This is a genomic window from Paraglaciecola sp., from assembly GCF_039964565.1.
In the GTDB taxonomy this organism is placed as follows: Bacteria; Pseudomonadota; Gammaproteobacteria; order Enterobacterales; family Alteromonadaceae; genus Paraglaciecola.
In genome coordinates this window covers 314,569-329,439 of sequence record NZ_JBDVXF010000044.1, presented here as the reverse complement: position 1 = coordinate 329,439, position 14,871 = coordinate 314,569, and the positions used below count along the sequence as shown (strand labels likewise).

Below are 14,871 nucleotides of genomic sequence, written 5' to 3'. Positions count from 1 at the left end.
TAAATGCGAGTATTTAAAATAAATTACCACTTTAACTGGAATGACCAGTTGAATTAGCGACATTTACCCGCATGTTAAGACTATGACTGATTTTGTTGAAAGTTGTTAAAACTAGGTTGCTCTTTTAATTAGTTTTAACAACAATTCACAGGAACTACATTCGGAGGCCGATGGCCTGCTCCCAACCCACGCTTTGGCGATAGCCATAGGAGATGATGATGATATACGAAGGTAAAAGCCTCAAGGTTAATTTACTACAAGATGGCATTGCTGAATTAGTATTTGATGCCCCAGGTTCGGTTAACAAGTTTGATCAACAAACAGTGGCAGACTTAGATGCAGCGACTCAGGCCTTAGCAGCCAACTCAGACGTAAAAGGTGTAGTAGTTCGATCTGCAAAATCCACCTTTATTGTAGGTGCTGATATTACCGAATTTACAGGTTTGTTTGATTTGCCAGATGAAGAAGTACTGACTTGGGTAGCGAAAACATCCCAAGTATTTGACCGTTTTGAGGATTTACCTTTTCCTACCATCGCAGCGGTTAATGGTTTTGCGCTAGGCGGCGGTTGCGAAATGGCTTTAGCTTGTGATCTGAGGGTGGCAGACACCTCGGCCAGCATCGGTTTACCAGAAGTGAAACTAGGTTTAATGCCTGGTTTTGGCGGAACAGTACGTCTGCCTCGTCTTATCGGTGCCGACAATGCATTAGAGTGGATGACAACAGGACGCGACCGTAAAGCTGCGAAAGCCCTTAAAGAAGGAGCAGTTGACGCTGTTGTCGCGCCAGAAAAACTATCAGATGCAGCAATTAGCATGTTAAAAGACGCCATTTCAGGTGACTTGACATGGCAAGCCCGCCGCGATGAAAAAAAGGCTCCTCTGCAACTTAATCAAAACGAAGCCATGATGAGTTTCTCAACGGCTAAAGCCATGGTAGCAGCACAAGCTGGCAAACATTATCCAGCACCACATATGATGGTAGAAACGATTTCTAAAGCCGCAGGCTTAGATAGAGACGGTGCACTTAAACTAGAAAATCAAGGCTTTGCGATATTAGCTAAAACCGACGCAGCTAAGGCTCAGGTCGGCATATTTTTAGCGGATCAACTAGTAAAAGGGAAAGGCAAAAAACAAGCTAAAGCAGCCCAAAAAGCGATCAAACAAACTGCCGTTTTAGGTGCAGGAATTATGGGTGGCGGTATTGCCTATCAGTCTGCTGTAAAAGGCACGCCTGTCATCATGAAAGATATTAATCAGGCAGCGCTAGACCTAGGCCTAAAAGAAGCGGCGACCATTCTAGGTAAAGGCATGCAGCGTGGCAAAGTGGACGCCACTAAAATGGCCACCACGCTCAACAATATTACCCCAACACTTGAATATTCAGCCATTAAAGATGTAGACCTTGTGATTGAAGCGGTGGTTGAAAACCCGAAAGTTAAAGGCATAGTGCTAGCCGAAACCGAAACACATGTTGCTGACGATGCCATTATCTGTTCTAACACTTCTACGATTTCAATCAATCAATTAGCAGAGAGTTTGCAAAAACCTGAACGATTCTGCGGTATGCACTTCTTTAACCCTGTGCACAAAATGCCATTGGTTGAAATTATTCGCGGTGAAAAAACGAGTGAAGACACCATCTCTGCGGTTGTTGCAGCCACTCTAAAAATGGGTAAAACCCCAATTGTAGTTAACGATTGCCCTGGCTTTTTAGTTAACCGCGTATTGTTCCCGTATTTCGCTGGATTCAGCAAATTGGTGATGGACGGCGCCGATTTTGTGGCTGTTGATAAAGTCATGGAAAAAATCTTCGGTTGGCCAATGGGCCCTGCATTTTTACTTGATGTAGTAGGCATGGATACAGCTGACCACGCATCAAGTGTAATGTCGGATGGTATTCCACAACGCATGCAAAAAATTGCCAACGATCCTGTGACGCTTTTATACAAAGCGGAACGTTTCGGTCAAAAGAACGGCAAAGGCTTCTACAATTTCAGTCTAGACAAACGTGGTCGCCCTGCCAAAGTCGCAGCGCCAGAAGCGTATGAATTGTTCGCACCGCACTGCGCGGATAAGCGTGATTTCGATAAAGACGAAATTATTGCTCGGGTAATGATTCCTATGGCAAATGAAGCGATTCGTTGTTTAGAAGAAGGCATTGTTGCCAGCGCCGCAGAAGCTGATATGGCCTTGCTTTATGGACTAGGTTTCCCTCCTTTTAAGGGCGGTATTTTCCGTTACATTGAAACTATGGGCTTAGCCAACTTTGTAGCCTTGGCTGATAAATACGCCGACTTAGGTCCTATTTATCAAATATCAGATGGTGTGCGCGAAATGGCCGCATCAAACAAATCTTATTTTGCGCAGTCTGTGTAACAAATTATCAGGAGAAGATCATGAAAGAAGTCGTAGTAGTTGATTGTATACGCACACCTATGGGTCGCTCTAAAGGCGGTATTTTTCGCAACGTGCGCGCCGAAACCTTATCCGCACACTTAATGTCAAAGTTAGTTGAGCGTAATCCCAACCTAGATCCTAACGAAATTGAAGACATCATTTGGGGCTGTGTACAGCAAACCAAAGAACAAGGCTTTAACATTGCCCGAAATGCACAATTGTTAACCGACATTCCTCGTTCAACGGGTGCTGTAACGGTCAACCGTTTATGTGGCTCATCGATGCAAGCCTTACATGACGCCACCAGCGGTATCATGTCGGGTCGTGGTGATGTTTACATGATAGGCGGTGTTGAACACATGGGTCATGTGCCTATGGATTTCAATTTAGATTTTCACCCAGGCATAGCCAAACATACTGCTAAGGCTTCGGGTAGCATGGGTATGACAGCGGAATTGTTAGGCCGTCAAAATGGCATCTCCCGTGAGATGCAAGATGCATTTGGCGCCCGTTCACATCAACGCGCCCATCAAGCAACGTTAGAAGGCCGCTGGGCAAGTGAAATTGTGGCTACTCAAGGCCATGATGCAGATGGTATTTTAAAATCTATTACTGTAGATGAAGTGATTCGCCCTGACTCAACAGTAGAAACCATGGCAGCATTACGACCAGTATTTGACCCAGTTAATGGCACAGTTACGGCTGGTACCTCTTCTGCTCTTTCAGATGGTGCCTCTGCTATGTTGATTATGTCTGCCGACAAAGCCAAAGCATTGGGACTCACCCCTCGCGCGAAAATACGCGCTATGGCAGTAGCCGGTTGTGATGCAGCTATTATGGGATTCGGTCCAGTACCTGCCACTAAAAAGGCATTAAAACGCGCAGGTATGACTATGGCTGATATAGAGTTAGCTGAGTTTAATGAAGCCTTTGCTGCCCAAGCGTTATCTTGTATCAAACAATTGGGTTGGATAGATAACTACGACGACAGAGTCAACTTAAACGGTGGTGCAATCGCACTTGGCCATCCTTTAGGCTGTTCTGGCTCACGTATTTCTACTACCCTAATCAATCTGATGGAAGCTAATGACAAATCAATTGGCTTAGCGACCATGTGTATTGGTTTAGGACAAGGAATAGCAACAGTATTTGAGCGCGTATAACTCACTCTAAACTGCAAATTAAAAAGGCATTACTTTGGTTAAAGTAATGCCTTTTTTGTATGGAACAATCGTCATTCAGGTTTGAGTTAAAAACTAATCAAAGCAAGCCCAAACTTGTACGCTCGATGCCTTTGTGGGTATCTACTTATAAGAAGTGACTTTTTGTTTAACTAAATAAACTAATCGTTGTTTAACTTGAGAGGTAAGACCTAAACTAACCAAGAAAGATGAAAAAGCGGAAATAAACACAATACTCTTTAAGATTTTTACACCAGTGAAAACCATGGTTATTACCAGTATCGCCGCATAGGCTAAACCAATCATACCCAAAAACAAACACAAGCCTTTTATATCTTTATTCACGTTATATTCCTTTTATTAATACATTAATCATGGCTCAAGCAAAGGCTTAAGTCATGACTAAAAGTGTAACTAGATTTATCTAGAAGCCAGCACAATTAGTTCACACCATGTTTTAAGTATCAGCGATATTTATAATAAAGGTGTCACACTAAATGTTGTCTAAAAAACGCTAAAGTACGCGACCAAGCCAACTCAGCCATTTTAGGATCATAGCGGCTAGTGGAATCATTGTGAAAGCCATGTTGGGTATTTGGGTAAAAATGCGCGATGTAATTAACTTTATTGGTTTTTAATGCCGCTTCATAGTCAGGCCAAGTATCATTCACACGTTTATCGTTTTCGGCAAATTGAAGCATTATCGGTGCCTCGACCTGTTTAATTAAGTCACCTTTTGCAGGTGTGCCATAAAATGGCACCGCTGCGTTAACAAGATTGGGTATAGTAGCTGCCAGCATGTTGCTCACATAGCCACCAAAACAAAAACCAACCACACCTAATTTGCCATTTCCTAACGCGTATTTTTTCAAATAGTTCGCTGCGGCAATGAAATCTTGATCGATTTTTTCTCTGTCCATACTTCGCTGCATTGAGCGACCCTGATCGTCATTACCTGGGTAGCCTCCGAGTGGATACAAAGCATCTGGCGCAAATGCAATAAACCCTTGTTTTGCTAAACGCCTTGCTACATCTTTCACATAAGGATTTAATCCTCGATTTTCATGCACCACTAAGACCAAAGGTGCTGCGTTGCTGATATTATTAGGTACCACTAAATATCCCTGACCTTTAACATGCCCCTTAGGAGAGTCAAACTCTTGATAGGTGGCTTTAATATCTTGGTCGTTAAAGGATACTTGTTCTGCCAAAGCATAATTTGGCGTCAACGCACTAGTTACAGCACCAAAAGTTAAACCCGCCACAGAGAGAGAGCCCAGCCGACTCAAAAATGTTCGACGGTCAATATCACCATGTGCATAATCGTCATACCAATCAAAGGCCTGTTGAGGGATTTTGTTTGCTGAAATATGGGACATAAAGCGCTCTCCGGGGTACTGTGAATTTAATCTCAACCATCTTAGTCTAAAAACCGTATCAAAGATCAAATATCCAACGAATATATTTATGGATAAAAACATCGCTTACTTTGTCTAAAGCAAACGGATAATAGTGTATGTTTAATATTCGCAATTCGACCATTAAACATCTCGCCTACAGCTTGTTTACATAACTGACTCAAGTCGTAAAGAATACGCTACTTACGCACCTTATCCGGCCTCAAACTGAAGTGCTTGGTGGCCTAACAATATCAACCTAAATCTGTAGAATGCGCGCCTTGATAACAGAGTGATTTTTAGCCAATTATTTGCATACGAGGTATGGCAGTGAATTTTCCTACGCACAGATTTTATGAAGACGTTTTAGCACTTTTTTGTGCCGGGGTGCTTGTATCCTTCGGAGTAGTGTTATTTGGTACTCATGATTTACTAACCGGCGGCACTGCGGGCATAGCGATTGTTGGTACTCACTTAGTTGATATGAACTTTGGGCTAATGTTCTTTTTGGTTAACATCCCTTTTTATTACATAGCTTGGACGCAACTAAGTAAACGTTTCACTATTAATACCTTTATTTCAGTTTCTATGGTGTCTGTTATGACAGAACAAATAGGACATTTGATTCATATTGAAAGCATTCACCCATTATTTGCATCAGTAGCAGGTGGTTTGTTGATTGGTGTGGGGCTATTGATAATGTTTAGGCATAAATCCAGCCTGGGTGGCCTAGGAATTTTAGCCCTTTATTTGCAAAATAAATTTAACATTCGAGCGGGCAATTTTGGGTTATTGGTCGATGCTATGATTTTAGGTTCTTCAATGTTTATTTTTAATTTCGACATCGTCATTTTATCTGTGATAGGTGCAATTACATTGAATCTGTTGATTGCGGTCAATCATAAACCTGGTAGGTATCAGGCTTATTTAGAGCCGAAAAAACCGAAAAATAAAGATGCAACTTTAGAAGAAGAACTGCTAAAAATCACTGAATAACCAGCAAACAGTTTCTAATGACAAAAGGCCAAAACATAATGAATGTTTTGGCCTTTTGGTTTAACCACTATTGAGTGTAAGAGACTAACTTAAAGCCCGTAACATCCAAGCGGTTTTCTCGTGGATTCGCATTCTGTCGGAGACTAATGCTGCAGTTGACTCATCATCAGCTTGTTGCGCGCTGGATAACACTTTACGACAAGTCATCACTACTGCTTCATGGCCCGCTAGTAATATTTTTACCATTTCTTTTCCTGAAGGAACCCCGTCCACTTCTTGGATAGAACTCAGTTTTGCGAATTCTTTATAAGTGCCAGGAGCCGCTACATCTAGAGTGCGAATACGCTCGGCGATATCATCAACAGCCACTGCCAACTCGGTATAATGCTCTTCAAACATTAAATGTAGTTCTCTGAATTGTGCACCAGTGACATTCCAATGAAAATTGTGGGTTTGTAGATACAAGGTATATGAATCAGCTAACAAACATTTCAGCCCTTGGGCGATAGTTTCTCTGTCTTTTTCATTGATACCAATGTTGATATTACTCATTGTATTTTCCCTTGTTGAGTTGAAACTGAACATAGAGAATAGGTGGTTTGCGATCTAATTGCTAATGAAGATTAATAAACACCACAATCGATATAACCAATCAAAATCCATCAAATAAATTATCTTTTTGTATTAAGAGGCAAATAGCTGGTCTAGGTTCTTAAAGGCCTTAAACTCCAAGGCGTTGCCGCTAGGATCTTGGAAAAACATGGTTGCTTGTTCACCTGTTTGTCCTTTAAAGCGTATTTGAGGCTCAATAACGAAGTCTATCGCATTGCCTTCGAGGGTTTGGGCTAATTGTTGCCAATCTTTCCACGGTAGTACCACACCAAAATGCGGTACCGGCACTGCATGATTATCGACTTGATTGTGACTCGGCAAACTAGGCATAGTATTGACTACATGCGTGACTAATTGATGCCCAAAGAAATTCCAGTCAATCCATTGTTCACAATAGCGACCTTTCTCACAATCTAATAACCCGCCATAAAAACCCTCGGCTAAGCGTAAATCGGTGACAGGAATCGCTAAGTGAAATGGAGCCAGTTGCATAATAGACTTCTATATGAGCTTTTTAAGAAGCTTAAACTTCTTATCAGTGAAAGGAGGGTAACGTAGCGGCACATCAAACCAAAAACTGCGTTTCATAACGGTTTTTAAGTGACTAAAGTTGTCGAAACCAATTTTGCCATGATAAGCCCCAGTGCCACTATTACCTACGCCACCAAATGGTAAGTTTGGGTTAGCGGCAAACATAAATCCGTCGTTAACACAGACCATACCAGCACTGGTAGACGTTAGTACTTGTTGTTCAAAGCTACAGTCTTTAGTAAACAAGTACAATGCTAAGGGTTTTTCGCGTTCGTTTACGTAGGGAATAGCCTGACTAATATTGTCTAGGGTGATGATCGGTAAAATTGGACCAAATATCTCTTCTTGCATAAGTGGACTGTCGGCATTTGGGTCTAACACCAAAGTAGGCTCAATGTATTTATTTGCTAAGTCATGATTACCACCAAACACAATATCTTGGTTCGCTAAATACTTAATTATGCGTGAGCAGTGACGTTCGCTTACTATTCGCCCGTAGTCCTTCGAATTCACCACATCAGCACCGTAAAATTCTGTGATTTTGTTTTTGATCGCCGTGATTAATGGTTCGGCAAAAGGTTTTTCTACTAGCACATAATCAGGAGCCACACAGGTTTGCCCTGCATTCATCCATTTACTCCACACAATTCTAGATGCGGTAACATCTAAATCGGTCGAACTATCCACAATGCACGGGCTTTTGCCCCCCAGCTCTAGAGTCACTGGCGTTAAAAACTCTGCTGCGGCGCGCATCACAATTTTGCCGACTACATCCCCGCCGGTATATATAATATGGTCAAATTGATGTTTTAAGAGTTCAGTGGTTTCCTCTACCGCACCTTCCACCACTTTAATTGCATCGTTATCTAAATAGTCTGAAACCATTTGTGCGATTAAATTAGACATGTTCGCTGACAACTCAGAGGGTTTAATCAGTGCACAATTGCCGGCCGAAACAGCGGCGACTAGTGGTGATAAAACCAGTAACAATGGATAGTTCCATGCACCGATAATCAAAATTGTACCTAGCGGCTCTGGCAACATATAACTCTTACCTGGCTGTGCCACTATAGGAGTGGATACTTTACGCGGTTTCATCCACTTTTTTAGATGCTTGATTGAATGCTCCACTTCAGTTACTACACCACCTAGCTCAGCCGTCCACGACTCCATATCACAACGACCTAGGTCTTTTTGCATCGCAGCAAAAATATCATCCTGGTTTTCAATGACCATCTTTTTGATTTGTTGAAGCTGCGCTACACGCCATGCAAATGCTTTAGTGCTGCCTTTGGAAAACGTGTTTTTTAATGCTTGGATCTTAGGAGCAATATCAGTAACTGATGTAGGAGAAACTTCGGTGGACTGAGTAGTAGTTTGCATCGAATACCTCTAGTGGTTTATTTCGTGGTTTATCTTATCCCATAAAAAGCCAAGAGGATCACCTGTGAATTGAATTAATTGCGCTGCGGCAAGATCTTAGGCTTGAAACTAGAAGGTGATGTTTGATTCAAAGATAAAAACTCACTATATTCGGAAACCAGTTCTGACACAAAACTCGAAAAATCACTCCGGCATTAAAAGTAAACTACTTTCAGCCGTTATAAATAAGTCAGTGCGGTATAAGGAAATAAAAGATGCAATTAATTCGCTCACAAATAAGAAACAAAATTTTACTGCTATTAATTTGTGCGATGTCGAGCATTGTTATTACAGTGTTTCTAGGTTTTTCGTCTATCAAAGACGCCATTTCTGATTATTCCGAAAACGTTAACGAAGAAGCGATAATCATGTTACAAGTCGCTGATTTGAATGTGCAGTTTAAAACCCAAGTTCAGGAATGGAAAAATACCTTAATCAGAGGAAATGATCCGCAACAACTTAGTAAATATTGGGATCGTTTTAATCAATCAGCCACAAAAATACAATCGAGTTATGAGCATTTATTACAGACCATGCCTAATGATGCTGCTGCAAAACAATACATACAAAAATTTGCAAAAAGTTACCCTGAGATGATATCCGCCTATCGCAACGGCTATGATGTTTTTATGGCCTCCAATCAAGACATTACAAAGGCTGATAGCAGTGTTTCAGGCATTGATAGGATACCAACAGAAAACTTAGTGTTAGCCGTAGATGCAATGAATAAAAGTATCCTAAGTCTCAAAACAACAAATCAGTCTAGGGCTCAATCAACCTTTTTATATACAAAAGCCAGCACTGTGATCATAGTTATTCTGATTTTGTTAGTGGTCAGCTGGTTCATGAACACCAGAATAATTTCTCCCCTTAAATCGATTACCCTAGCCTCGCAAAAAATAGCCAAGGGTGACTTTACTGACGACATCAACAACACTAACCCTGACGAAATTGGTCAAGTTTCCAGAAACTTTGTACAAATTCAGGTAGGCCTAAGCCGCGTTTTGAAGGAAATTGTTAATGATATAAAAGGTTTAGGAAATATTATTGAAAATACTTTCAAGGCATTCGAAAAAGTAAAATTGGGTTTAACCATGCAAACCCAAGAAACCTCAAGACTTGCTGACAACATGCAACAGTTGTCTGACTCAAATAATTCAGTAAGCGATGCTATTTCAGAAGCCAACACCTTAGTAAATGATAGTGCTGATCTAACCGATGCGGGCCAAGCTATGTTTAAAGATAACTTAACCACAAGTCAGAATATGCTTAAGGCCACTAATCACGCCTCACTTATTATTGCTGACTTAAAAACCGACACCGACAATATTGGAAATGTCGTTAACGTGATTAACGGTATAGCTGACCAAACCAATTTATTAGCACTCAATGCAGCAATAGAAGCTGCGCGAGCAGGCGAGTCCGGACGAGGCTTTGCTGTAGTAGCGGACGAAGTCAGAAGTTTAGCCACTAAAACTCAAGAATCAACCAAACAAATATCTGACAATATTACTAAGCTGCAAGAAGAAGCAGATAGCGCAGTACAAGCTATGTCCCAAGGTAAAGATCAAGCCGAAATTAGCTTAGCGCAAACAGAAAAATCACAAGAGTTTATTGATTCGCTACACAAAATCATCATGCAAATTAGACGTTTACATGGCGTTATTGAAGTAGAAATGGACGGACAGCTAGGGCAAACCGATACCATTGATGAAGCACTAAACAATATAGAGCTGCAGAATACACAGTCATTGCAAGAAGCTGAAATTATGGAAGAAACCTCGAAAAAACTCGAACTAATCTATCAGCATATTGAAAGCTCCATAAGCGAATTTAAGATCAAATCTTAGCGACACTATTTGGCACAGCTCCTAATACTATTATCAATAGCAACTTTAGAACTTCATTGGCAAAGGTCGACGTTTACTTTTGTCTCTAATCAAGAATTAGCAAATACGCCAACACTAACGTGATAGATAGTGTGTTGAAACAGTTTTTGCTGCGTAAAGGGTTGAATCACTATTCGCCCCGCACCAGAATATAGTCGGCGAGATTCACCACAACAACTTGTTTCTATTATCCAATAACTTAGCGATTCTATGCATTCTAAAGTCTATTTCGAAGGCCGTTATACCATTCACATTAACGCAATCGCACATTTTGATAAGTACAACCTTCCATAAATTCCTGAGCGCCCCAGTGACGATAAGCATACCGGGTTGCCTAAATTTGGATAAAAGCCTAGTTAAAGAGTGTAATTCTGTTCTTTCCAACAAGTATATTGAACACTATTTACTCACACAAAAATGAAGCCTAACGAAATACTTCAACAGTTTTAAATTTCACAAACCTTACCAAAATTGACAATTAGCTATTTTAATTCCATTATATTTCACTTAGAATCAAAATCGAAACATAAATAGGTTTCATATGACACCTTAAGTTTCAATGAAACAAATGCAGTTAGGTGACGGATGTTTTAGCTATTCCATTAGCAACACTAATGACACCTGTTTAAAAATAACAAGAAAAAATAGGCGTCTATAGATTATTAAGAATTAGGCATTCACCAATAAAAACATATAGCAGAGCAATAACTTATGAAAAATTTAAAATATATATTTGTACTTAGTTTATTGGTTACGACTTTAACGGGGTGTTGGGAGCAGAGTTTAGACAGCAATGTAGAGCCTGTAGATGAAGCCCTGGTAGCAGCGGTTGCTGCAGCAGAAGCAGCTGCCGAAGCAGAGGCCGAAGCTGCAGCCGAGGCCGCTGCAATTGCCGCAGCAGAAGCGGCCGCTGCGGCCGCAGCTGAAGCAGCAGCCAATGCTAATGTAGCACTAATCTCAGAAACAGATGATGATATAAGCCCTCTTGGTAATGATATAGATTATGTATCTTACAAAATAGTCGGCAGCGACTTAGTGATATCACAAGCCCACAAAGCACCTAAAGACGCTTGGCACACCATAAGGGTATATTTGAACACTGATGATAGTGATACAACAACTACACCTATGGGGGGTGGCGCGCCAAGTCTGACAGGTCTAGTTGCTGAGTATGGTTATATTTTTGAGTATACTGGTGAAGGCTGGAATACCTATAAAAAATACGTGGATCAAGGCATTTGGGCTGATGCTGAATCACTCGCAACCGCTACCGGTGGTGATACCGTACTGACAACTATCACCATCCCGCTAAGTGAAATTGGTGAGCCAGCAGACGTATCAGCACTTAAAGTCATGTTTGTAGGTACAGGTAGTGGCTGGGGAACAGACCAAGCGCCAAATGATGCAATGTTTCAATTCACCAAACCCACGGTAATAGAAATATCAGAGACAGATGATATCGGTATGCCAGGTAACGATATTGAATCGGTATTAGCCACGGCAGACGATACAAACTTAGTCATCACGCAAACTCATAAAGGCCCCAAAGACGCGTGGCACACCATCCGAATATATTTAAACACGGATGATAGCGATACCACTACTACGCCTATGGTTAGTGGAGCTGCCAGCTTAACTGGCCTAGTGGCAGAGTATGGTTATAGCTTTGAGTATACTGGCGAAGGATGGAATGTGTATAAACAAGACGTATCTGCCGGTACTTGGAGTGATGTTGAATCTGCAGCAACAGCAACAGGTGGTGATACTGCCATCACCGTAATGACTATCCCGTTAAGTGAAATTGGTAATCCCGCTGACCTAGCAACTGTCAAAATGATGTTTGTAGGCACAGGTAATGGCTGGGGTACAGACCAAGTTCCTAATGAGGTGATGTATGAATACTCTGCTGACTCAGAAACAATTGAGTAGCTAGTCGCACCTTAATGGTTAACTTACTAAAGTGGTGTCTTTTAACAGGCATCACTTTTATTTAGCCTACACGGGGTGAAACCTCTATCGCACTACATCTAGCTTTTTATCTAACTGCCTCATTGGCAATCTCGCCACATTATTTCCAGCACTCAGGTTGAGCCTGACAAAGACACAGCAGAGCAATAACTTATGAAAAACTCTAACAATATATTGGCTCTTGGTTTACTGCTTACCACTCTAGTAGGTTGCGGCGGCGGTAGCGGACAAAAAGCAGAGATTGACCAGCCCATAGCTCCTACACCAGAACCCACTCCCGAGCCAGAAACTGAACTTCTAGCCGGCTTTACCGTGATTAAAAAGCAATACATAAAATCTGAGGATGAGATTGCTAACCCTGGCAGAGGTTTTTATCAACACACAGAAACTCAAATGAGTTCCTTTAGTCCATTAAGCAAAGCCGAATTAATCGCAAATAGACACAATTATCGAGCCTCTGATGGGAGTTATAGCGTAAATAGCACCCTTATTTTACGAGCCTTTATTTTAGATAACTATGTGAGCAACCCTGTTTTGTCTAATGATACCTTGACCAACATTCAAAACGATTTTGATACTGCCAGAGAGGCAGGCGTTAAACTGGTGGTGCGTTTTTATTATCATAAAAATACCACTGCACCTTACGGCGATCCTGAAAAAAATATTATTTTGGCCCATATTCAACAACTAAACCCCATTTTGACTGCTAACGCAGATGTTATATTAGCGCTTCAGCAAGGTTTTATTGGTGCATGGGGTGAACAGTACTATACCGACAATTTTAGCCCCGCCGGCGATGTGACAGCCAGTTATACCGACCAAAACTGGATAGACAGAAATGAGATTCTTGAGGCTCTGCTAGCGGCCACCGCCGAGCCCACTATGCTGCAAGTCAGAACGCCACAGGCGAAACAAAAATTCATATACGGCGCAGCAGCCCCTATCACTTCAGGGCTAAATGGAACAACTGAGAGTTTAACGGCTGATGGCGCTTTTAGTGGCCAAGCCATTGCCCGCGTAGGTTTTCATAATGATTGTTTTTTAACTGACGCTTCTGATACTGGCACCTATGCGGATTATGGCACTGCCGGCGGACCAAAAGAGGGCAATGCAGTTGGTATATTTAAAAACTACCACAAGAATGACAGCCAGTTTGTGATTGTAGGCGGGGAAACCTGCAAAGACGAAAGTTGGGCAACGCCGCCTGTTCCCTATGCCAATGATTGCAGTGATAACATAGTAAATACTATGGACGAGCTTAACTATAGTTTCTTAAATAGTGATTATAACAACTCCGTCAACAATGATTGGACTGAAGGTGATGACGCCTGCATGGAAGAGATCAAAAATAAACTAGGCTACCGCCTAGCTATGACCCGCTCTACTGTAGTCACTGCAGCTAACGCAGGAAATTACGTGCCATTTTTATTATCCATTGATAACGATGGGTTTACCTCACCAGTAACACAAATGGAATTACGCCTGATTTTCAAGCATCAAACATCTGGTTTAGAAACGACCTTAGTTTTAGATACGGAACGCAATGATATACGCACTTGGTATCCCGGCACGACTGAGCTGGGCGAATATATTAAATTACCCGAAGATTTGGCCGTAGGCCATTACGACTTATCATTACACATCGCAGATATGTCAAATAATGGCGCAGTAGCCACCCGCCCCGAATACAGTATTCAGTTAGCAAATATTGACGCATGGGATGCTGAAACCGGTTATAACACCTTAAACCAAAGCATTACTGTTGGGGCTTTTGTTGCAGGTGAAGATAAAAACACTGAGCCAACAGCACCTTTAATTGAAACCAAGACCGAGCAGCCAACTGAGCCCGTCTCTGTAAATATATCAATTGATGGTGCATCTGATGATTGGGAAAACATTCCCACACTTGCTAGTGCTGAAAACCAACAAACGACGTCTTTAAAAGTGGTGGCTGATGAAACCTATCTATACCTCGCTATTACGGGTAACGATATGGGACCTTACTTCGATCTATTTATTAATTCTGACGGCGATAGCACCACAGGTTTCCAATCTTTTAATTGGGCGTTATCGGGCGCAGACTATTTAATTCAACAAGGTACAGACGGCGTGATTAACTTACATAAATCCACGGGCCCAGATTGGAGTTGGGAACAACAAACAACCATCAGTATTGAAGCAAATAGCAGCAATAGCTTTATCGAGTTAAGGATGGAAAAAGCCGATTTTGAAAGGCTCAACGGCACGATTAACGTTGGAGTAAATGACGTGGATGCCCAGTGGCAAGTGCAGTCTCGCTTACCGCTAGATTCAGAAGTTATGCCAGCTTATATTTTGCCTGAAAATGAGTAGTGCCTAAGATAAGCCGTGATGTGAAAAGCAGATAACCTGATTTTACTTAGCGGCTTTTTTGTATCTCAACAAATGTGCAGGTAAACAGGAATGGAGTTCCTGAAGTTAAGCCTAATAGTCGCCA

General features: G+C 41.6%; 11 protein-coding genes. 6 read left to right on the top strand and 5 right to left on the bottom strand.

Annotated elements, in window-relative coordinates; all coding sequences use genetic code 11:
• Positions 1-218 precede the first annotated feature (218 nt).
• Together fadB and fadA are read left to right on the top strand one after the other, a co-directional pair.
• Positions 219-2,378: a fatty acid oxidation complex subunit alpha FadB gene (fadB, locus tag ABJK37_RS21160; RefSeq protein WP_348357983.1), complete on the top strand. Its 2,160-nt coding sequence runs from the start codon at positions 219-221 to the stop codon at positions 2,376-2,378.
• A 20-nt stretch (positions 2,379-2,398) separates the two neighbouring features.
• Complete coding sequence (gene fadA, locus ABJK37_RS21155) at positions 2,399-3,562, top strand: acetyl-CoA C-acyltransferase FadA (protein WP_348357980.1); 1,164 nt, start codon at positions 2,399-2,401, stop codon at positions 3,560-3,562.
• 141 nt (positions 3,563-3,703) lie between these two features.
• On the opposite strand, the gene ABJK37_RS21150 is transcribed toward fadA, so the two are convergent.
• Together ABJK37_RS21150 and ABJK37_RS21145 are read right to left on the bottom strand one after the other, a co-directional pair.
• On the bottom strand, positions 3,704-3,925 hold the full coding sequence (locus tag ABJK37_RS21150; RefSeq protein ID WP_348357979.1) for a hypothetical protein: 222 nt from the start codon (positions 3,923-3,925) through the stop codon (positions 3,704-3,706).
• A gap of 143 nt (positions 3,926-4,068) precedes the next feature.
• Positions 4,069-4,959, bottom strand: coding sequence for a dienelactone hydrolase family protein (locus ABJK37_RS21145; RefSeq protein WP_348357977.1), 891 nt, complete (start codon positions 4,957-4,959; stop codon positions 4,069-4,071).
• A gap of 342 nt (positions 4,960-5,301) precedes the next feature.
• On the opposite strand from ABJK37_RS21145, the gene ABJK37_RS21140 reads away from it, so the two are divergent.
• The gene (locus tag ABJK37_RS21140) at positions 5,302-5,973 is read left to right on the top strand and encodes a YitT family protein (RefSeq protein WP_348357975.1); all 672 of its coding nucleotides are present in this window, start codon (positions 5,302-5,304) and stop codon (positions 5,971-5,973) included.
• A gap of 84 nt (positions 5,974-6,057) precedes the next feature.
• On the opposite strand, the gene ABJK37_RS21135 is transcribed toward ABJK37_RS21140, so the two are convergent.
• The 3 genes from ABJK37_RS21135 to ABJK37_RS21125 form a co-directional block, all read right to left on the bottom strand.
• Entirely contained in the window at positions 6,058-6,525 is a 468-nt protein-coding gene (locus ABJK37_RS21135) for a Dps family protein (RefSeq protein ID WP_348357974.1), read from the bottom strand.
• 132 nt (positions 6,526-6,657) lie between these two features.
• A complete protein-coding gene (locus ABJK37_RS21130; protein ID WP_348357972.1) occupies positions 6,658-7,077 on the bottom strand; it encodes a VOC family protein in 420 nt (139 codons plus the stop codon).
• A gap of 9 nt (positions 7,078-7,086) precedes the next feature.
• A complete protein-coding gene (locus ABJK37_RS21125; protein ID WP_348357970.1) occupies positions 7,087-8,499 on the bottom strand; it encodes an aldehyde dehydrogenase family protein in 1,413 nt (470 codons plus the stop codon).
• A gap of 254 nt (positions 8,500-8,753) precedes the next feature.
• Here ABJK37_RS21125 and ABJK37_RS21120 point away from each other — a divergent pair, with 254 nt between their 5' ends.
• The 3 genes from ABJK37_RS21120 (at position 8,754) to ABJK37_RS21110 (ending at position 14,747) form a co-directional block, all read left to right on the top strand.
• The gene (locus ABJK37_RS21120; RefSeq protein WP_348357968.1) at positions 8,754-10,388 is read left to right on the top strand and encodes a methyl-accepting chemotaxis protein; all 1,635 of its coding nucleotides are present in this window, start codon (positions 8,754-8,756) and stop codon (positions 10,386-10,388) included.
• 750 nt (positions 10,389-11,138) lie between these two features.
• Positions 11,139-12,356, top strand: coding sequence for a hypothetical protein (locus ABJK37_RS21115; protein WP_348357967.1), 1,218 nt, complete (start codon positions 11,139-11,141; stop codon positions 12,354-12,356).
• Between the two features lie 192 nt (positions 12,357-12,548).
• On the top strand, positions 12,549-14,747 hold the full coding sequence (locus tag ABJK37_RS21110) for a DUF4832 domain-containing protein (RefSeq protein ID WP_348357965.1): 2,199 nt from the start codon (positions 12,549-12,551) through the stop codon (positions 14,745-14,747).
• Positions 14,748-14,871: the final 124 nt, after the last annotated feature.